Genomic DNA, 21,026 nt, shown 5'->3' on the forward strand with positions numbered 1-21,026 from the left:
AACCGTCAAAAACTGTTGTGTTTTCAGCTTTGTCCGACCTGTCTGCTTCGCAGGCCGGACCTCAGTGGAGCATTCATTTCAGTGGCCATGGCAGGCTCACCATGTCTTGCAACAGTCCCGGTGGGAAATCCCGGTTCAGAGCGCCTGCCATGATGCACATGAAACCGATGCCGCAGGCTGTCAGGATCAGCGTCATCTGCCAGCTTGAACCGGCTCGAATGCGGAAGAAGGCAATCAGAAACCCGATCAGGGCTAGGATGAAACCAACAACCCACGTTGCCGCGATAAGACCTGCAAACCACGCCAACGTCGACCAAAGCCCATGCGGTGCGCTCGCATCTTCACCGGCAATTTCCTTATCGGCAAAGATTGCATCACCCTCGGGTCTCCGCATCATCTGGATCAGCAGGATCACGCAGCAGAACAAGGACACACCGCCGATCACCAACGGGATGATCTTGTCGGTCATGTTGTAGTCTGGGATCATGTTGGCGTTGATCAATGCCGCGATTAGGTAGGCCATGATCACCAGCAGGAAGATCAACGGCGCGCGCTTGCTGCCAGACTGGACTTCACCTTCGGCCATGATCATCTTAGCCTGCCGAATTCCTAAAATGACCGAAGCCACAGTGACCAAGATCAGAACAATCACGATCGGGCTGAAGACATACTCCATGCCCTCACCAAAGCTTTTGCGGAACCGGAATGAGGCAATCTGGAACGCCTGATTGGTAAACTTCTCAACCGGGTTCGACAGCACGAACCCAATAAGAAAGGCCGGACGCGACCAATCGAACCGGCGCAGGAAGATCCCGATCAGGCCGATCACGAACAGCGCCAGAAGGTCTTCGAAGTTCTGACCGGACTGGAAGGCTGCAAAGCTGATCAGCATAAACAGGAAAGGTGCCAGATAGGTGAAGCGGATCGTTGTCAGCTTGGCGATGCCTCCGGAAGCCGCGATGCACAGGATGGTGCCCACGACGTTAGCAAGCGCCAAAAGCCAAACGATCGAATAGGTGATGTCGAGATTGTCCTTGAGCATGCTTGGACCGACCTCGATGTCGCCAGACCCCAACAGAGCCACTGCGCCGATGAAGATCGCCATCGAGCCCGAGCCGGGAATGCCGAACAGTAGCGTAGGCACCAGCCCGCCGCCTTCCTTGGCGTTGTTTGAGCTTTCCGGCCCGATGACGCCACGCACTTCGCCCTTGCCGAAGTTGCTTTTATCTTTGGTCGATTGAACCGAATGGCCGTAAGCGATCCAGTCGACGACCGAACCGCCTAGGCCGGGAATGACGCCAACGACCACCCCGATGATCGAGCAGCGAACAGACAGCCAGATATTCGCGGCCCAGTCTTTGACGCCGTCCAGCCAACCCGCCCCCAGCGAAGCCCCTTTGGCAATCGATCGATCCTGCCGCAGCAGCGAGACGATTTCGGGAACGGCAAAGATGCCCAATCCAACGATGACCAGCTTCAAACCATCTGTCAGATACGGAATGTCATAGGTTGCCATACGGAGCGAACCGCCAGCGTCCGCCTCACCAATTGTGCCAACCATCAACCCAAGCCCAGCAGCTGCGACGCCCTTTAAGGGGATGCGCCCAGCCAGAATGGCAACCATGGAAAGGCCGAGGATGGTGATCATCAACATCTCTGGTAGACCAAACGCCAGAACGATGGGCCGCGCGACCAGAATGAACATTGTTAGGAAGGTTGCGCCGACCAAACCGCCAAACAGCGATGAAGCGAACGCGGCAGATAGCGCCCGCGCAGCCTCACCCTTCTTCGCCATTGGGAAGCCGTCCAGGACAGTTGCCTGAGAGGCGGAACTGCCGGGGATCCCCATAAGAACAGAAGCAAAGGTGTCAGAGGTCGGAACAACGGCGACCATCCCGATCATCAGCGCCAAACCAAGGATTGGGTCCATCCCGAACATGAAAGGCAGCAACAGGGACAAACCGGCAATACCGCCAAGTCCCGGGAAAACACCTACGGCCAGTCCCATAACGACACCGAGAACAAGATACCCCAGTACGATAGGTTGCAGGATCAAACCCCACGCATCATTGAGCGCAGGAAGAGCGGTGGCGAAAACCTCCATAGCGGCCGCCTTTCATATACTGTCTTGTGTTTAAAAAAGCGCGCACCCGACATTGGGGTGCGCGCTGTGGTGTGTGGGCTTAGTTCAGCTCGACACCGTAGGCTTCTTTGAGCCAGTTCAGAACGTAGCCTTTGGCATTGTCGTCGACGTTTGTCGCGGTTTGCAGCGCCGCCTTGGAACCGTCGCCCACAAATACCGGGTACTTACCGACGCGTTTGGACGAAATATCAGCAAAGTCGCCGCGCTCGGTCACAGCCTGAAACGCTGCGGTGTAGGCGTCGACCACTTCCTGTGGTGTATCACCAGGCAGAAAAGCCAACTTCTGAACCGGGAAACCTGCGACAAAGAACGCTTTCCAAGCGTCCCACGCCTCGCCACTGGTTTCACAACCATCCGTTGCCTCGCAAACCTCTTTGAAAGTTGGAATATCAGGGAAGGTCGGGTCGCGGACGATGTTTCCATCGGCATCCAGCGCCCCCCAGGTCATCATCGGCACAGCCTGACCGGCCTCAACCAGCGGGGCGGATCCACCCAAATAGCCGGATGAGGTCTGATAGTCGATGTTAGCTTCGCCACGTTCGAACATCAGACGACCATCGCCACGGCCTTTGATGCCAAAGACTGGCTCAACGTTCATACCCAGCATTTGCCATGCCAACAGCGGCACGAGATCCAGACGCGTTGCGCCCTGCGAGCCGTAGATGAAGTTCGTGTCTTTCAACGCATTTGCGGAGCCATCAAACTTGGCACCATCTTCTGCGTTCAGATAGGCGACACCACCCGTCCCGGACGCCATAACCGGGATCCAGTCGTTGTATTCATAACGCACGCGCGGATCGCTCAGCAGATAAGGGAATTGAGTTGAACCGGAAGTGCCGAACAACAAGGTTCCATCATCGTGGCTTTGTTCCTGGAACCAGTTTGCGCCTTTGGTCGAACCAGCACCCGGCATGAATTTCACGACCACGGTCGGTTGACCCGGAAGAGCTTCGGACAGAAGCGGCGCAAAGAAGTTGGCCCATTTCGCCGAACCACCCGTTTCCGAGAACGGGATGACCCATTCGATGGTCTTGCCCGAGAAATCAACCTCGGCAGCGGCAGGTGCAGCGATACCGGCGGCGGCGATCAGCCCCACGACGGCGCGACGGGTGAAGTTGGAAATGGTCATTGGTTCCTCCCTGTTGACCAGACAATCACGTCATCGCCCCCGGCGCTACCGTGATCGCAAATAGAACTGTGGGGTTGATTCCCCCTCCCATCTGGCAATCATGGAGCGCCAACCTTGCGCGAAACTTGCAGGAGACCTAATGCGGATCGTCATAGTCGAGGACAATGAGCCACTCGCCAATGCCATTGCTTATCGCCTTCGTGACCGAGGTCATGCGGCAGATATACTGACTGACGGAGATGCGGCTGACCTTTACCTTCAACAAGAAGGCGCGGATTTGATCGTTTTGGATATCAACCTACCCGGCCGGTCAGGGTTGGACATCCTGAGGTCGCTTCGCGAACGTGGTGACAGTGCGCCCGTGATCCTGCTAACAGCGCGCACCGAAACAAGCGACCGGGTGACCGGTTTGGATATGGGCGCAGATGACTATCTGGTCAAACCCTTCGAAATGGACGAGTTAGAAGCACGCGTCCGAGCACTTTCTCGGCGCAAAGAGCTTGACTACGGAGCGCGGGAGAGCATCGGTAGCCTCGAATTCGACCGCGCATCGCGTCAGGTTAGTGTTCAGGGCGAAGTCATTGATATACCACGGCGGGAAATAGCGGTGCTTGAATGCCTGTTGGAGCGTCGGGGCAGAATTGTTCCTAAAAGCCAACTCACAGATTATGTCTATGGCGTTGGGGCCGATGTCGATGACTCAGCTGTTGAACCTCATGTGTCGCGGTTACGAAAACGCCTTCAGAATCTCGGCATTAAGATCAAGACAGCGCGCGGTCTGGGGTACCTTCTTGAGGTGCAGAAGTGATCAGGCACGGCTCCCTCAGGCTACGACTCTTCATTCTTATCCTGACACCCTTGGTGTTGCTTGCGATCCTTCTTGGGCTTTGGCGCTTTATGATTGCCCAGGAAACGGCTCAGGAGCTGTTTGACGACAGCCTGCTATCTGCCGGTCTTGCAATTTCACGAGATGTCGCGATTTCAGGAGGTGACGCACTTTCGCCCACCACGCGCAGCTTGATCCGCGACGCGTCGGGCGGAGAGATCTTTTATCATGTTACGGGCCCGGGTGGCATCTACGTGACTGGCTATGCATACCCTCCGGCACCCGCGAACCCGTCTACACAAGAGGCGAACAGGCCGCAGTTTTTCGAAGCACTCTATCGCGACGAGCCGGTGCGAGTTCTTAAGCTGACAGAACGTGTGACCATAGAAAATTTGATAGGAGATGCGACGGTCACAGTTTGGCAACGTATGGCGGATCGCAACGCGTTTGCAAATGAGCTGTCAATCCGCGCAGGAATTCTCATGGGAATCCTACTTGCCACTCTGGCATTTGTGGTATGGTTCGGAGTTGCTCGCGGCCTGCGGCCCCTCCTGGATTTACAGGACGCAATCGACCTGCGCTCCCCAGATGACCTGAGTGAGATAAAACGCCCTGTACCGGCCGAAGTTCAAGGTGTCGTCAAAACCTTGAACCGACTCTTTGGACAGGTGGAAAAAAGTATCAATGCCCATCAGGTGTTCATATCCGAAGCCGCACATCAGCTACGGAACCCGGCGGCCGCCGTTCAGTCGATGGCCGAAGCGCTTCGAGATGCGAAAACCGATAAAGACCGAGATAAGCGCATCATCGAGCTTGTTGCAGCGGCAAAGAACTCAGCAACAGTCGCTGAACAACTGCTATCACTTGAACGGCTCAGGCAACCGACGCACCAAGATCAAATGGTTGAAATTGATTTCCGCTCGGTTGTCGAAGAAGCCTGCGCAGAAATGGGAGTTCACATTCTTGCAAAAGGCATCGAGTTTGATGTCACGATGCCAGAGACGGCGGTCACAGTATCAGGTGATCAGGTGTTTCTAACTGAAGCTCTAAAGAACCTGTTAGACAATGCTGTTAAGCACGGTGGCGCTAAACTGAGCCGCATTTCAGTCGTGCTGCGTTCTGACGGCGGAAACGTTAGGCTTACTGTCGCTGATGACGGCGCTGGCCTTTCGCCCGACCAAAGCGAAGCTGCATTTAGTCGGTTCTCCCAGTTGGAATATTCCGAAGGCAGTGGTCTGGGTTTGTCAATCGTCTCTGCGGTGGCGCAGCGCCACGACGGATCAGTCTTAATCAACCAGGTCGAAAGAGGAGCGAGCGTTACGCTTGAGCTTCCGATAATTCTTTGAATTGTTTCGTTTTTGACAAATCCGGCCCCTATCAGGATTGAAATACATTATTTAAAATTGCTGCGAATGTAGGTTTTCCGCGTCCTTTTTGCTGCGACTGAGATGTTCACTAAACGTGCCGGCCCCGCGTGAGTTGGGGGCCCGCATTGGCGATGCGTGTCGTGCCAAGATCATCGTCCTCAGGCCTACCGGTAATTTCAACTGCGACAAATGCGAGACCCTTTAGGATCAAACACTTGATCGATGAACATTTGACTGGATTTCGATCAAACGACTGATAACTTGCCTCGCAGCGGTTTTTGATTGCAACAGCGTTGCACAGAAAATCTATTGGAGCGCGCCATTGGTAATTCCGTTTCATGTCCGGGAAATGCTTCAACGCATAAAAGCACGATTTGATGCTGACCAGATACCTCAGCAGATGGCGCCAAGCGATGCTGAGTTTTCAACCTTACGCCCATCTCGCAAGCCGACCAAGGAGATGGTCGCACGATTCTGGGAAAAGTTGAAACCAACGGCCAGCGACAAGGATCAGGCACAAATTGCAGATTTGGCGGCTATCGAAGATGCCGAAACCTATGGCGCCAATATCGAGAATTTCATCGGGACGGTTAAGCTTCCAGTCGGGGTTATTGGCCCCTTACGCCTGAACGGAATGAACGCCAACGGCGACTTTCATGTCCCCCTCGCAACAACCGAGGCAGCGCTGGTCGCATCTTATGCCCGGGGCGCCTACGCCGCCACTCGGTCGGGCGGTATCAGTACCGCTGTTTTATACGAAGGCGTGCTGCGGACCCCGGCCTTTGTGTTCGATAGCCTGCTAAGAGCGGGGCAATTTGTGGATTGGGTGGTGACCAATGTTGACAGGCTCAAATCTGCGGCCGAAGCGACGACCCGTCATGGCAAGCTTGTATCGCTGGAGCCATTCATTGACACCAACGTCGTTTTCCTGATTTGCCGCTATACCACTGGTGATGCTGCAGGTCAGAACATGGTGACCATCGCCACCGACGCCCTTTGCCACGCAATCGCGGATAGCTGTCCTGTTGCGATTGAGAACTGGTATGTCGAAGGTAATTTCTCGGGCGACAAGAAGGCCTCGGCGCTGGGGTTGGTGACGGGGCGCGGGCGGAAAGTCAGCGCCTCGGTTACGCTTCCGGCTGAGATTGTCGAAAAGACACTGGGAACGACGGTCGAGGCGATGCTGGACTATGGCCGTATCGCCAATCTGGGCGCACATTTGTCTGGCCAGTTTGGCGCACAGGCGCATTATGCCAACGGGCTGGCTGCGTTCTATATCGCAACCGGACAGGACGCGGCCTGCGTTGCCGAAAGTGCAATGGGCGTCACGCGTATGGAACCTAGGGGCGGCGATCTATTCTGCTCGGTCACGCTTCCGAATATCCTTGTCGGCTCGGTCGGCGGCGGAACCGGTTTGCCAAGCCAGGCAGCAGCGCTGAACATACTCGGTCTACGGGGCAGCGGGTGTGGCACGGCTTTAGCCGAAGTTGCTGCGGCCACGTGCTTATGCGGCGAAATCTCCATAGTCGCCGCGATTGCTGCCGGTCATTTCACCCGCGCCCATGAGAGTCTGGCCCGCCACAGATGAGCTTTCAGAGACGAATTTGGATTTACCAATCCGAGCGCTTTCCGCTTAAGAAAACCGTCCCCCTGCTGCTGGTGTTTTCCTCGGCCAGCATTTGTGTGTCTGCCCGTCTGGCAGACCGCCCTTTGCCCGAGTGGCCTGCCTTTGCCGCCGGTTTTGTGCTGGCCATGGCGCTGTTCTTCCAGATGCGGGTCTGTGACGAGTTCAAGGACGCCGAGGATGACCGACGTTACCGACCCAACAGGCCAATCCCACGCGGATTGGTCTCACCAGGCGAAGTTTTGAGCTTGGGCTTATTGACCATTCCACTTGCACTTGCGGCTTCCTGGTTCTGGCACCCGTCGGTTTTGTGGCTGTTGGGCGCGGTTTGGATCTGGCTCGCTGCGATGACAGTTGAATTCGGTGTCCCGGCCTGGCTGAAGGCCCGGCCGGTTCTGTACCTGCTAAGCCACATGGCAATCATGCCCTTGATCGATCTATTGCTGACTGGCCTCGAATGGCTGCCGGCAGGCGGCGCGGCACCCTCACTATGGCTGTTCCTGGCGTTGTCCTTTGTGAATGGCTGCGTCCTTGAGATCGGGCGGAAATTGTGGGCGCCCGAAAACGAGATTGAAGGGGTCGACACCTATTCCTCCCTATGGGGTCCGCGCCTAGCAGGACTTATCTGGATCGGCTGCGTTCTGCTATCCTACGCGCTTCTCGTCGGCACAGGACGCGCCACCGGAGTTGGCTGGCCAAGCGCCCTGATCGGCGCGCTGGCGCTGGTCTCCTGCGGGGTTGCTGCATTCCACTACAGTCAGACACCCACTGTGAAAGCACAAAACAGGATGGACACTGTTTCCGGTCTGTGGGTATTTTTCTGCTATGCCACGGCTGGTTTCCTACCCTACCTGATCGGAGCCGTAGCATGACTTTCATCGTCGACCAAATGGATGCCAACGACATCTCTGTGGTTGGAGGCAAAGCGGCAGCCCTGTCGCATCTGACACAGCACGGGTTTTCCCCGCCCGCATTCTTTGTCATCACAAATGACGCGTTTCGTATGGGGCAATCGGGCCCGATCGCGCAAAAAGGCCTGCGACTGGCTGTGTCCACCGCGCTTGAAACACTCGGGTCCGGGCCTTACGCGGTACGCAGTTCTGGCCAGTCCGAAGATGGCGTGGACCACAGCCATGCAGGACAGTTCGCAACGGTCCTGAATGCTCCCGGCAAGAGTGTGGTCGCGGCGGCCAAGCAGGTTTGGCAATCCGGTTTCTCATCAACGGTCGAAACCTACCGCGCGGTCAAATCCGGCGGCGAGGCCGAGGCCCCCGCGATCATCGTGCAACGCATGATCGATGCCAAAGCGGCCGGGGTAGCCTTTTCCGCCGATCCGGTCAGTGGCCGGCGCGATGTGGTCGTGATCTCAGCGATTGACGGGCTTGCAGAGCAGCTTGTGTCAGGGGAAGCGGACGGGGAAGACTGGGTCATCGATGCAGATGGCGTACCGGAAAGCGCTCCTGACGCCCCTGCACATTTGACCGTCACGGAGGCGCGATCCATCGCGGCCCTCGCCCGAAAGGCCGAGGCGTTATTCGGTTCTCCTCAGGACATCGAATGGGCCATTGATGCGCAAGGGCTGCATATTCTGCAGGCCCGCCCGATCACCACGGCCCTGCGCCCTGCCCCGCTCGAAGATCAGACGCTTACCATTTTCGACAATTCCAATATCGTCGAAAGCTATCCGGGCATCGTCAGTCCGCTGACTTATTCCTTTGCCCTGCACGTGTATTCTCAGGTATATCGAGCTTTCGTTAGGCTGCTGGGCGTGTCCCGGCACACGGTCGCGCTGAACCCCACTGTGTTTGACAATTTACTGGGGCGGGTGGACGGGCGCGCCTATTACAATCTGATCAACTGGTATCGCGCGCTGGCACTGTTGCCCGGGTTTTCACTGAACCGCGACTATATGGAAACGATGATGGGCGTTTCTGAACCGATGCCGCGTGAGGTCACGGATGCTCTTGCCCCACCCCCCACCACCGGCTGGCGCAAGTTCGTGGAGTACGCGAAACTGGCCAAGGTTGCGGGCGGCCTGATCTGGCAGGCCATCCGCCTACCGCAGACCCGGCGTGATTTTTACCGCAGGCTGAACGACATATTACAGACGGGGCTGAACGTGGATGCCTCTAACGCGACCCAACTGGCTGCGGAATACCGGCGCATTGAAAGCACTCTGCTGGATCGGTGGGATGCCCCGCTGATCAACGATTTCCTGTGCATGATTGCCTTTGGCGGCTCGCGCAACCTGCTGCAAAAGTGGCTGGGCGAGGCCGGGTTGACCCTGCACAACGACCTCATGATCGGGCAAGGTGATATCGTTTCGGCGGAACCCGCGCAACGCATCGCCCGGATGGGAGAGTTGGTTCGGCAGGCAGGGCTTGCCGCTCCTTTGAAGGCCAATGCACATCTGTCGGTTTTGTCAGGACACCGGCAAATCGAAGCCGAGGTTGATGCGTATCTTGAAAAGTTCGGCGACCGGTGTACGGAAGAGCTCAAGCTGGAAAGCGTTCCGTTACGCGATGACCCGTCCAGTCTGTTGCTGGCCATTGCAGCCAGCGCTGAACGTCCACCTGCCGGGCGTCAGGACGGCGATGAACCGGACTGGAAGGCTCTGTTTCCGTCAAACCCACTCAAAAGGTACTTCGCCAAATGGATTTTAGGCTGGACCAAGGCGCGGGTGCGCGACCGTGAAAACCTGCGCTTTGAACGCACGCGCATATTTGGTTATGCGCGGCGCGTGTTTCTGGGCATCGGCCGCGAATTCGCTGCGCGTGACCTGCTTTCATCGCCAAAGGATGTATTCTTCCTGACAACACATGAAGTTCTCGGAGCAGTCGAAGGTTATAGCCTGTCACCTGATCTGAAAGGCATCGTTGCGCAGCGCAAACTGGAAGACGAAGCCTCGTCCCGACGCCCAGATCCGCCGGAACGCATCGAAATCCGTGGCCCCGCCATCGCCCCGGTTTGGTCCGAGAACGCAGAAGCGGAGGCGGACACTGCACGGATGAAGCACGGCACAGGTTGTTCTGCAGGTCAGATCAAGGCGCGCGCGCGCGTGATCCGCGACCCGCGCACCGAGGCCTTAAACCCCGGAGATATACTCGTGGCGCGCCACACCGATCCGGGCTGGATCGCCGTATTCTCGAACGCATCCGCCATCGTCGTCGAACGGGGGTCTCTGTTGTCACATTCTGCGATTGTCGCGCGCGAACTGGGTATCCCTTGCGTGGTTGGCCTGAAAGGCGCCACAAACTGGATCGAAGATGGCGAGATGATCCGGGTCGACGGGGCAAGCGGTGCGGTGGAACGCTGCGATGGGTAGCAGTGAGATTGAGAAAAAGGCGGATTTCGACCATATCCGCTATGCCCAACTGTGGGAAGACGCGGATGTTCTCACCTCCGCCCTGGGCGATTGTGCGAACAAGACATTAGTCTCCATCTGCTCTGCCGGGGATAATGCGCTGGCAATGCTGACACTCGATCCCGCGCGCATTGTCGTTCTGGATCTTTCACCGGCCCAGCTGGCCTGCCTTAAGCTCAGGATCGCGGCCTATAAGGTGCTGACCCATCCCGAATTCATTGAACTCACCGGCTCGCGGCGAAGTACCCGACGGGGCGCATTGCTGAACCAGGTTTTGGAAGCCACAGATGCCGAAACGCGCGCTTTCTGGCGGACTCTGATCACGGAAGTCGAAAAACACGGCATCGGTGGCGTCGGCAAGTTCGAGCGCTATTTTCGCATCTTTCGAACTTGGCTACTGCCTCTTGTGCATTCACGCCGAACCATCGACGCAGTGTTTGTTCCCCGCTCGCCCGCAGAGCGACTGACATTCTTCGACACGCGGTTCAACACGGTGCGATGGCGTCTTTTGCTGAACATCTTCTTCTCTCGCCTTGTCATGGGCCGCATGGGCCGGGACAGTGCGTTTTTCGACCATGTAGAGGGTAGCCCGGCCCAACATGTCGCCCGCCGCATCCGTCATGCGGGAGTCACCACCGATCCCTCGCAAAATCCCTATCTGCACTGGATTCTCAAAGGCGATCATGGCGACGCGCTGCCGATGGCGTGGCGTTCCGAGCATTATGAGACAATCCGATCCCGGTTGGATCGTCTCGACATCCGCCTTGGATCGCTTGAGGCTTTTGTGTCGACCGACGAAAAAGCCAGAGGATTCAACCTGTCCGACATCTTCGAGTACATGTCGCCCGAGACCTTCCATCAGGTTTACGGGTCGATCCTGACCGCTGCAGAGCCAAATGCCCGACTAGTCTATTGGAACATGATGGCACCCCGGAGGGTTCCGCCGGAATTCAGAAACAAGATTGAAACCCTGACCGACATCGAAACACAGCAGAAGGCCCGCGACATGGCATTCTTCTATTCGGATTTCGTCGTCGAAGAGTTTCAACCGTGACTGTTATTGGGCAGATTCTGCTGGCGGCGGGGTCGGTGCTGGCTCTGGTCGGCGTAATGATGATTATACGCAATCTGGCTAATACAGCGGGCCTGAAACCCGAAGTGCAGCGCAAGCTTATGCATGTCAGCACCGGCCTCTTTGCGTTGCTGCTGCCCTGGTTGTTTCCCGATCGCTGGCCGGTTTACATGCTGATTGCGGCCACAATCCTGGTGATGCTGGTGCTGCGCCTGCCTCGTTTTTCGTCGGGTCTGGGTGCAACTTTGCATGGTGTGGATCGTACGTCCTACGGCGACTTTCTGCTCGCCCTGGCAGTTGGGCTATGCTTTCTGCTAGCCGGGGAAAACACGCTGTTCTACATCCTGCCAATCGCCGTTCTAACACTGGCGGATGCAGCCGCTGCGCTTGCCGGGACTACGTATGGAACCAAACGCTACGTGGTAGAAGATGGCGACAAGAGCTTAGAAGGGTCCGTGGTGTTTTTTGTCGTAACGCTATTGGTTGCGATCATCTGCTTCTTGTTCTTATCGAAACTCCCGCCATCTAACATCATGATGTTGTGCCTTATGGTTGCGGCTTTTGGCACATTGGTCGAGGCACAAAGCTGGCGCGGGTTTGACAACCTGTTCCTGCCGCTTGGCTTGTTGATTTTCCTAAACGGCCACTATTTCAGCTCTTTGGCAGAGCTCGCCCTGTTGGCCGCCATGTTCTTTGCCGCCCTTGCCAGTTTCGGCGTAGTGGGAACCAAACTGGGCCTGACCAAACATGCGACCCGTGTCTATGTTGTCGCGGTTTTTTTGCTGCTGGCCGCCGCAAAGCTGCAGAACACAGTACTGCCGATCATGGTTCTTGCCGCACATGGCTGGGCGCGTACCGCTTCTCCTTGTGACAGTAAGTACCCCGATCTGGATATCATAGCCGCCTTGGGGCTTTTGGGGTTCGGTTGGCTTGCGGCTGGAAATGCAACGGGATGGGATGCGGTTTCCTTCTTTGGGCTCAGCGCGATGGGGCTGGCTATGGGCCTCGCTGCTGTGGCGCTGCGTCCCATTCCTATTGTGATACCACTTGCTGCGGCTGTCCTGTTTCTTATTCGGACATGGGCTGTTTCCCAGAATTCTGAACAGTCGAACTGGGCCGAGCCGCTGACGGTACTGGTCCTGTTCTCATTAGCTTGTTCAGTCGCTGCGCCGTTGCTCCGACCACATTGGTTCGAAAAAGATAGGGTGCTCAGGCTGACGCTATTGGCCCTCGCGCCGCCGTTGCTTTACTACGTTTGGATCGTTGCTGGATCGCTAAGTGCTGGGTTCTTTGCCGGAGTTTTTTCATGACCAAAGAGATCATCAGAACGGCGGATGCAAAGCTGACCGTTTATCTGAACGGTCCGAACTGGGAAGGCGCGCGCGCCGCGACCTTCGGCGATTTTTCCTGCAAAACCTCCGAAGCCGGTGCCGAAATCCTGCGCAAAGGGATCGAGAGGGTGCAAGACGCAGGCCTGGATCGCATCATCGGGCCGATGTCAGGCGATACCTGGAACAGTTACCGGTTCGTCTCGGACAGCGACGGGTCCGCTCCGTTCCTGATGGAGCCTACCAACAAACCGCATGAGCTTGAGGTGTTCCGATCCGCAGGATTCACGGAGATCAGCCGCTATTTCTCGGCTCGGGTGTCGCTGCGGACCGCCGCTGGATCAGCACCGCCAGAAACCGATAGTTTTGTCGTGGAAGAATGGGATGGAACAAACCCCGAGGCACTGTTTCGTCAGGTCTTTAAACTTTCAACCCGTGCGTTCTCAAACAACGCGTTCTACAAGCCGATTGCCGAGGCAGATTTTCTGGCCATGTATATGCCAGTTGTGCCGATGATGAAGCGCGAACTGATCCTTTTTACGCGCCGCCATGACGGCACATTGGCCGGGTTTCTGTTTGGCATTCCCAATTATGCCGAAGGCCCCAATCCGGCATCCGCAATCCTCAAGACCTATGCAAGTCTCGAACCGGGCGCCGGACGGCATCTAGCCCACCGGTTTCACAAGGCGGCGCTCAGGATGGGGTACGAAACCGCCATTCATGCGCTGATCCATGATGACAACACCTCCGCCGAGCGCAGTGCAGCGGAAGGTGCGACAATATTCCGGCGCTATACTTTGCTTGGACGGAAACTGAATGGCTGACCTGCTGTCCCAATTCGCCGCGGCGGTTAAACGGGTTCCTGACCGGACAGCCATAGTGGACGGCAAGGGCCGCGAGATCACCTTTCAAACCCTGCGCACGCGCGTTCAGCACTTGGCAGGTCGGTGGCAGGACAAGGGTATCCAGTCAGGTGATCGCGTGTTGTTGGCCATGCCTGTCAACGCGGACCTATATGCGAGTCTGGCTGCGCTTTGGACCCTTGGCGCAACCGTTGTCTTACCAGAGCCAGCCTTGGGGCTGGCCGGTCTGCGCCACGCCGCCCGAACAACGAAGCCAAAAGCGTTCTGTGCAGCGGGTGCGTATTCTTTGCTGAAGTTTCTGGTTCCGGATCTCTGGGCCCTGCCCCTGCTGACGCCTGGTAAAAGCCGCAGTAACCCGGTGGCGCAAAAGGTACAACCGGACGATATCGCCCTTATTTCCTTTACCTCTGGTACAACTGGCCTGCCCAAGGCCATTCCGCGCTCACATGCGTTTCTGATGGCGCAGCACGATGCCATCGCACCCCTCCTCGACAGCCGCAAGGCCGAGCGCGATCTGGTGGCCTTTCCGGTGTTCACCCTGATCAATCTGGCGGCCGGGCGCACAAGTGTTCTGCCCAACTGGAGGTTCAGCAAGCCGGACCGCCTGTCGACTGTGCAGTTGGAAAGCTGGCTCCAAACGCAACAGATCACCCGGGCCCTCATCCCACCATCGCTATGTGAAAAACTGGTTCAATCCGACGATACCGGTCCGTTGCACACGGTGTTCACCGGCGGCGGTCCGGTGTTTCCGAGTCTTGTCGAGGCGTTGAGAACCCGGCACAGTCTGTCGGTTGTGTGCGTCTACGGGTCGACTGAGGCTGAACCGATTGCCCATCTTGACGCCGCGGATATCACGGTGAAGGATCACCACGACATGGCTGTTGGAAGGGGTCTACTTGTGGGATACCCGGTGCCCGAAATCACGCTCCGCATCCGCGACAATGAAATTCAGGTCGCCGGCGCACATGTGAATGACGGGTATTTGGACCCGACCCACTCAAAGAACAACAAAATCGCAGAAGGTGGTGTCATATGGCATCGGACCGGTGACGCTGGCACGCTGGATGATGACGGGCGTTTATGGTTATGGGGGCACGTCGGGTCCGAAATTGAAGTCTTTTCAGGTACGCTCTTCCCCTTTGCTATCGAAGTCGCGGCACAGCGATGGCCAGGCGTAGATCGATGCGCGCTCATCAATACCAAAGCAGGCCCCACACTTTGCGTCCAAGGTTCCGCGGATCACATCGACGATTGGACTAAATCTGCGCTTGGTTTTGACGTTCCAAATGTGATTTCGATTAAGCACATCCCTATGGACAAGCGTCATGCCTCCAAAGTCGATCGTACGAAACTTGCACGCATCATAGAAACCTGACGCAATATGTCTCGTAGGCCACTGAACCTGCCCAACTCATCGCTCCCGTCGCTGTGCGCGTTAACAGAGGACTGAGTGTAGCGACGAAGTCATTGTTTTAGAATTTCCAATCAAAACCTGCACACCTTGGTCAGGGGAAATCTGCAATTGCCAGTTACATCTGGCCGCATGAAACATATAATCGCAGATACACTGTTAGGGTGCGCCCCGGCGAACGGTTGATACCCATTTCATTGCACAAAGATGTTCAGCTTGACGCGTCATCCAAATCCGCCACAAACCTCAAGCGTTTCTAACCCAGGACTACTAGCCGGCTTTCTTCTATGCCGCTGCAAGAATCTCAATTAAGCTCACCCACATAATCACGACTAATAACTGCGCGCTCGAGAACTTTGCTGCTCTGCATTTTAAATTGTATAAGCTGTTGTAATGCGTCGATGAACATAAAAGATTGAAATAGAGTTCTCTTGGCTCGGTAGCTTCAGATACCCAGGAGAAACGAGTATGGGGAAAGCAGATATGACAAAACCTACTTCCGCTCAGAAAAAACTTTCGGAACGGTTACCAGTTTATCTATCGTTGGCCTGTATCATATGCAGCTACCTTGTCTCCGCCGCTTCATTGCAAGCTTCTGAGCTTCCCTGGATCAAACTAGATAGAGAGGTTCAGGCGCCATCGGGCGCCAAATCACTCTGCAAAGATTATTCGTGGGCGTGCGCGAATACTCGTACTTCTGGTCTGCCAGAAGCGCAGGAGAAACAGATCGTTAAAGCGATTAACTTGCGCGTCAATCGGAGGATCCGCGCCGTTTCGGATCAAAACCAATACGGGACAAAGGAATACTGGACGCTACCAATGCAGGGGTCAGGGGATTGCGAAGATTTCGCTTTGCAAAAGAAGTTTGAACTAATGCAGAACGGCTTGGATCCTACGAAGCTACTTATTGCAACTGTCTTAGACACCAATCGCAGTGGCCATGCAGTTTTAGTTTATCGCTCGAGTGAAGGCGATTTGATTCTGGACAATGTCACCAACAGGATCAAATCGTGGAAGGAAACGAGGTATCTTTTCCTACGAATACAGGACCCAAATCACCCTGATCGTTGGGTACAGGTTTCTAGCGGCTAAAGACAATGTGGCGCGCCTTAGAGACGCGCCACAATAAAATTTTGGTCCTGCGACTACTGGTTGTTTCGCGGCAACCCAAGTTTAGGACACCGCTTCAAACTTTGGTCAAGCTTTCGCAGCGTTGTACAAACGCGGAGTCACCAGACCTGTACTGTTCAAACCGCGCATTGCCTTGGCTGCCGCAAGCACTGCCAGATCAGCAATCGGCTCAATGACGATTACCAGCATATAAGCGCCGCCAAAGGACAGAACCGACGCCATGGTTTCTGCGCCGAAACCCTGGCCGTAGAAGGCCCAGAACCCAACCCATGCGACTACTCCTCCCTGATACGTCGCACTTAGGGCAAGAGCTTGGCCATATTTGAGGTCAACATATGCTGTGCCGGGTGCGATGATGCGGCTGGCCAGTGCCTGTAGCGCAAATAGCGGCACCAGCAGAGTGGTCAGGTTGATGAAGTACTGCGGAAGATCGAACGGGGCAAAAAACACACCCTGAATCAGGAGACCAGCTGCCAATCCAAAAGCCGCGGGTGCAGCACCGAGAAGCAGAAACAGCGTCGACCCCAGGATGAAGTGGACTTCAGAGACACCAACCGGGAAATGCGGCAGGACTTCGAAGAAAAGGAAAACCCCAACGGTGGCGAGCACCGAGCGCATAACAAAAGATGCAGGTCCATTCGCACGCAATGTGGAAAACGTTTCTTTCGCTGCGTAAGTAGCCGCACCTGCGGCGGTAACATAGGAAAGCGCGATTTTGGCACCATTCACGATGCCCGGTTCGATATGCATGTTCTTTCTCCCTACCGCCTCACCCGGCGGCTTGTCAGGTTGAATCGACCGTAAGGCCGACAGGTTCAGTCTGGGCATAGCCCGGCGCTTTACGGCAGGTCTCCTGACTCACGGGTGCTCGCTCCGCCAACCTTCCCGGTTCCATTACGAACCAGTGGTGTCTTGGCATCGCTCTCCGCTCACAGTTGCGGGGGCAGTTACGGAATTGGCGCCATTGAAAACACCGAACCGTATTCCCTTTTAATCCTTTTGGCTTCCGCCATCAGGAACCGAAAACAAATCACCGCTACAATGGCGGCTTCGCCTGTGTCAATTGTCTTTGCGACCTATTCCAATGTAAACTCGACCGAAGCAGGATTCACGCAACCGGTCACGTGATCAACTGGGTAAACCAAGCGTTACCTGAAACCTCTTGAAGCTCTAGCTGCTAGAGGCTTTAAGATTCGAATTAATTCGCGATGGTGCGATCCAAATACGTTAAACTTGTGAACCAGGACGAGACCTATGCTTACAAGGCGCCATTTCATTCAATCCACCACAGCGCTGTTCTCGGCGTCTGCGGCCAGTCCATTGATCGCCAAAACCTGGCCAACCGCATCGCAGAAGACCTATTGGGACAGTCAGGTCACGCCAATTGGTTACGATCCAATGACCTCAAATCCGTGGGGTGTTCATGACCGTTTTTTACCAAGACGCGTCGCGGCAAATGATGGTTTGGTTCCAGGTGACATCCATGTGGATGCCGTCGCGCGCTATCTCTACCATATCGAAGAAGGCGGGACCGCAATGCGCTATGGCGTAGCGATCGCGCGCGGGAACCTTTACGAGCCCGGCACCTATGTTATCCGCCGAAAGGTCGAATGGCCACACTGGACACCAACCGCTTCAATGATCGAGCGCAACCCCGAATACGCGGAATTCCGGAATGGAATGGAGCCCGGGCCGAATAATGCTCTCGGCTCTCGTGCCCTTTATCTATACGTTGGAGACCGAGACACATATCTCAGAATTCACGGCACGCCTGAGCCAAGAAGCATCGGCGGTCGCGCAAGTTCTGGATGTGTGCGAATGATCATGGCTCATATCAATGACCTCTACCCAAACGTGAAAACCGGCTCGACCGCTTTCCTATACTCTGCCGAAGATAGCGTCACAGCCCGCTCATGAATATTGGGCAGCGTACATGGACGTCGCTGCCCTCATTTCGATCAGGCGTCGCGCGCAATGCAGATCGGAGCGCCATTCGTCGCGCGCAATGGTACCAATGTCGTCTCGACGGGTCCGCTGTGCTCATACCAAAAGCAATTGTCTTCGGGCAGGAGGCGCGCTGTGGTCAAATCCTGCGCCGGCCCTGCCAGCGCTACGACCGAATCTGGCACGTTGCCTGGTTCAAGTGCTTTGCTTTTGGCCCCAGTGAACTGGGCTGAGCAACCAGCCGTAATCGAGACTAACGTGATGGTAATTGCGATCCGTTTCTGCATTGATCTATTCCAAATTTTTTGCGTCATCTGCAATTAGATTGCATCCACACGGCCGGCCCGCAAGACGAAATGAACTAACAATATCGCAGGCAAAGAACCCGGATGAAAAAAATATAAAAGGTATTGAAGCTCTAGTTACTGTAGGAACTATTTACAAAGGACCATAGAGATTCTTGAGGTCCAATCATGTCATCCGATACCCATAGCCACGACCATGGCCACGAAAACAAACATGGTCACCACGCATGCGGTAGTGGCGGGTGTGGCGACATCGCCCCCGCCGGTCCAATTCCTGAAGGTGGTAGAAGCTTTCAGGTCTCTGGCCTTGATTGCGCCGAAGAGGTGGCGATCCTGAACCGTGTCGTCGGCCCGAAAGCAGGTGGTGAAGAGCATCTCGCATTTGATGTGATCAACGGTCGGATGACGCTTCTTGAAAGTGCTTCCAAGTTATCTGACGAAGATGTCATGCTGCTGGTTGCGAGTACTGGTATGACCGCCAAACCATGGGATGACGGAAATGCCGCCCAGGACCAGGCGGCGCATATTGCACGTCAGCGGCGGTTCACCACTCTTAGCGGAGGGTTTTGGGCAGCAGGTTTTGGCTGGCACATTTTCGAAACCGGCATGGGCGGTGCGCTCGGGCTGTTCTCAGGACATGGTGAGGTTCCGATGCCTTTAGCCGAGGCAGCTTTGTTCGCAGTCGCGATTTTGTTTGGCGTCTGGCTGGTGGCCCCTAAGGCCTGGTCTTCGGCGCGTCGACTTTCGCCGGATATGAACCTTCTGATGGTTGTTGCTGTCGCTGGTGCCATCGCTCTGGGTGAGTTTTTTGAAGCGGCAACTGTAGCATTTTTCTTCTCGCTCTCTCTTTATCTGGAAAGCTGGAGTGTCGGACGTGCTCGGAACGCGGTATCCGCACTGCTTGATCTGGCCCCCCCGACGGTTCGGCTGGTTCGTGCTGACGGTTCTGAGGCAACGGTCCCAGCGGCGGATGTCTTTGTCGGTGACAGCTTCATCGTTCGGGGTGGGGATCGCATTCCACTTGACGGGGAAGTCATCGAAGGGGCTGGTGCCGTTGACCAGGCTCCAATCACAGGTGAAAGCGCGCTGATTCCTAAAGAGCTGGGTGATGAGGTCTATGCCGGCACAATCAATGGTGAAGGCACCCTCAAAATACGTGCGACGAAAACAGCGTCCGATACCGTGCTTGCCAAGATCATCCGGATGGTCGGTGATGCTCATGCTCGCCGTGCGCCGGTTGAGCAGTGGGTTACAAAATTTGCGCGGATCTATACGCCCATCGTTATGGTCGTCGCAGTGGCTATCGCCCTGATCCCACCGCTTGCATTTGGCGCATCGTGGAGCTTCTGGTTTTACAATGCACTTGTTCTGCTGGTTATCGCCTGCCCCTGTGCGCTCGTCATTTCCACACCGGTTTCAATCGTTGCGGCTTTGACCGCTTCGGCCCGGGCTGGGGTTCTGATTAAGGGCGGCGCATATATCGAGGCCCCCGGGCGTACCACCGCACTGGCCATGGACAAGACAGGCACGATCACCATGGGTGAGCCTGAAGTGGCCAATGTCTATCCGCTGGGCGCCGCATCCGAGCAGGAGCTGTTGGCGAGCGCTGCCAGCCTCGAGGTTCGGTCTTCACACCCGCTGGCCCGCGCCATTTTGACCAAGGCAGAACAGACCGACATTTCGATATCGGCGGCTGAAGACATCCGAACCGTTCCCGGTCGTGGTCTGGAAGGCCGTACCGAGCGTGGAGATATCTGGCTTGGCTCTGACCGCTTCGCTGTCGAGAAAGGCTTTGGCGCGTCCATCCCTGCCGAGTTGCGCAACCAAATCGAGAGCGCGGGAAGCACACTTGTTGTTGTCGGGGATGAGAACGGGTTAACCGGTTTGCTTGAGCTGCGGGACCGCATTCGACCCGAAGCCCGAAGCATCGTAGCCCAGCTTCATGCGCAGGGCGTGAAGTCAATCATCATGCTGACTGGTGACAACGAACAAACAGCGAGAGCGGTAGCAGCCGAAGTCGGCATCGACGAAGTCCGGGCCCAACTTCTGCCGGAGGACAAAGTCGCTGCGATTGAGGAACTGGCAGAACAGCACGAGATGGTTGCGATGATCGGCGATGGCGTCAACGACGCGCCTGCGATGGCTCGGGCACATTATGCAGTTGCGATGGGTGCAGTTGGATCTGATGCTGCTATTGAGACTGCAGACATTGCTCTGATGACTGATGACATCGGCAAAGTACCCTGGCTGATCGATCATTCACGTCGAACCATGTCGATCATCCGTCAGAACATCGGCTTCTCACTTGCGACCAAAGCACTGTTTGTGACCCTTACCGGTTTTGGATTGGCATCAATGTGGGGTGCAATCGCCGCAGATGTCGGAGTGTCCTTGCTGGTCGTGGCTAACGCCTTGCGGCTTCTGAAAGCCTCGGAGGGTAACATACACTCAACAGGAACAGAAACCGTTGGAACGCCAGGTGAAAATGCTGAATTGGCGCATGGGCAGTAATCAGGCGC

The 21,026-nt window shown here is 56.0% G+C and carries 16 protein-coding genes and 1 riboswitch; of the genes, 12 read left to right on the forward strand and 4 right to left on the reverse strand.

The window, feature by feature from the left end:
- Nucleotides 1-73: 73 nt before the first annotated feature.
- Entirely contained in the window at nt 74-2,104 is a 2,031-nt protein-coding gene (locus ACR0NE_RS16545) for a tripartite tricarboxylate transporter permease (protein ID WP_170513284.1), read from the reverse strand.
- A 79-nt stretch (nt 2,105-2,183) separates the two neighbouring features.
- Nucleotides 2,184-3,272 (reverse strand): type 2 periplasmic-binding domain-containing protein, encoded by a 1,089-nt coding sequence (locus ACR0NE_RS16550; RefSeq protein ID WP_170402506.1) that lies wholly within the window; start codon nt 3,270-3,272, stop codon nt 2,184-2,186.
- A 139-nt stretch (nt 3,273-3,411) separates the two neighbouring features.
- Between ACR0NE_RS16550 and ACR0NE_RS16555 the strand changes: the two genes are divergently transcribed.
- From ACR0NE_RS16555 to ACR0NE_RS16600, 10 genes are all read left to right on the forward strand, one after another.
- Nucleotides 3,412-4,080, forward strand: a complete 669-nt coding sequence (locus ACR0NE_RS16555; protein WP_170392736.1) for a response regulator transcription factor — start codon at nt 3,412-3,414, stop codon at nt 4,078-4,080.
- A gap of 53 nt (nt 4,081-4,133) precedes the next feature.
- Nucleotides 4,134-5,444 carry a sensor histidine kinase gene (locus ACR0NE_RS16560; protein ID WP_480459750.1) on the forward strand — a complete coding sequence of 437 codons (1,311 nt, stop codon included), beginning with the start codon at nt 4,134-4,136 and terminating at the stop codon, nt 5,442-5,444.
- Nucleotides 5,445-5,814: 370 nt separating this feature from the next.
- Complete coding sequence (locus ACR0NE_RS16565; protein ID WP_480459752.1) at nt 5,815-7,053, forward strand: hydroxymethylglutaryl-CoA reductase; 1,239 nt, start codon at nt 5,815-5,817, stop codon at nt 7,051-7,053.
- Complete coding sequence (locus ACR0NE_RS16570) at nt 7,050-7,961, forward strand: UbiA family prenyltransferase (RefSeq protein ID WP_170597548.1); 912 nt, start codon at nt 7,050-7,052, stop codon at nt 7,959-7,961. The genes ACR0NE_RS16565 and ACR0NE_RS16570 overlap by 4 nt, the downstream gene beginning before the upstream one ends.
- Nucleotides 7,958-10,414, forward strand: a complete 2,457-nt coding sequence (locus ACR0NE_RS16575) for a PEP/pyruvate-binding domain-containing protein (protein WP_170597550.1) — start codon at nt 7,958-7,960, stop codon at nt 10,412-10,414. The genes ACR0NE_RS16570 and ACR0NE_RS16575 overlap by 4 nt, the downstream gene beginning before the upstream one ends.
- Nucleotides 10,407-11,507 (forward strand): DUF3419 family protein, encoded by a 1,101-nt coding sequence (locus ACR0NE_RS16580; RefSeq protein ID WP_170597552.1) that lies wholly within the window; start codon nt 10,407-10,409, stop codon nt 11,505-11,507. The genes ACR0NE_RS16575 and ACR0NE_RS16580 overlap by 8 nt, the downstream gene beginning before the upstream one ends.
- Nucleotides 11,504-12,835: a hypothetical protein gene (locus tag ACR0NE_RS16585; protein WP_170597554.1), complete on the forward strand. Its 1,332-nt coding sequence runs from the start codon at nt 11,504-11,506 to the stop codon at nt 12,833-12,835. Before ACR0NE_RS16580 ends, ACR0NE_RS16585 begins: the two co-directional genes overlap by 4 nt.
- Nucleotides 12,832-13,677: a hypothetical protein gene (locus ACR0NE_RS16590; RefSeq protein WP_170597556.1), complete on the forward strand. Its 846-nt coding sequence runs from the start codon at nt 12,832-12,834 to the stop codon at nt 13,675-13,677. The genes ACR0NE_RS16585 and ACR0NE_RS16590 overlap by 4 nt, the downstream gene beginning before the upstream one ends.
- Nucleotides 13,670-15,091: an AMP-binding protein gene (locus ACR0NE_RS16595; RefSeq protein WP_170597558.1), complete on the forward strand. Its 1,422-nt coding sequence runs from the start codon at nt 13,670-13,672 to the stop codon at nt 15,089-15,091. The genes ACR0NE_RS16590 and ACR0NE_RS16595 overlap by 8 nt, the downstream gene beginning before the upstream one ends.
- Before the next feature lie 504 nt (nt 15,092-15,595).
- Nucleotides 15,596-16,219, forward strand: a complete 624-nt coding sequence (locus ACR0NE_RS16600) for a transglutaminase-like cysteine peptidase (RefSeq protein WP_255611833.1) — start codon at nt 15,596-15,598, stop codon at nt 16,217-16,219.
- 105 nt (nt 16,220-16,324) lie between these two features.
- Here ACR0NE_RS16600 and ACR0NE_RS16605 read toward each other — a convergent pair whose 3' ends face one another.
- On the reverse strand, nt 16,325-17,008 hold the full coding sequence (locus ACR0NE_RS16605; RefSeq protein WP_170392744.1) for an energy-coupling factor ABC transporter permease: 684 nt from the start codon (nt 17,006-17,008) through the stop codon (nt 16,325-16,327).
- Nucleotides 17,009-17,084: 76 nt separating this feature from the next.
- Nucleotides 17,085-17,297: riboswitch (cobalamin riboswitch) on the reverse strand.
- Between the two features lie 215 nt (nt 17,298-17,512).
- On the opposite strand from ACR0NE_RS16605, the gene ACR0NE_RS16610 reads away from it, so the two are divergent.
- Nucleotides 17,513-18,175 carry a L,D-transpeptidase gene (locus ACR0NE_RS16610; protein ID WP_170402530.1) on the forward strand — a complete coding sequence of 221 codons (663 nt, stop codon included), beginning with the start codon at nt 17,513-17,515 and terminating at the stop codon, nt 18,173-18,175.
- Between the two features lie 41 nt (nt 18,176-18,216).
- On the opposite strand, the gene ACR0NE_RS16615 is transcribed toward ACR0NE_RS16610, so the two are convergent.
- Nucleotides 18,217-18,489, reverse strand: coding sequence for a hypothetical protein (locus tag ACR0NE_RS16615; protein WP_170392939.1), 273 nt, complete (start codon nt 18,487-18,489; stop codon nt 18,217-18,219).
- Nucleotides 18,490-18,675: 186 nt separating this feature from the next.
- On the opposite strand from ACR0NE_RS16615, the gene ACR0NE_RS16620 reads away from it, so the two are divergent.
- Nucleotides 18,676-21,018: a heavy metal translocating P-type ATPase gene (locus ACR0NE_RS16620; protein ID WP_170597560.1), complete on the forward strand. Its 2,343-nt coding sequence runs from the start codon at nt 18,676-18,678 to the stop codon at nt 21,016-21,018.
- Nucleotides 21,019-21,026: the final 8 nt, after the last annotated feature.

The organism is Ruegeria sp. C9 (assembly GCF_056537585.1).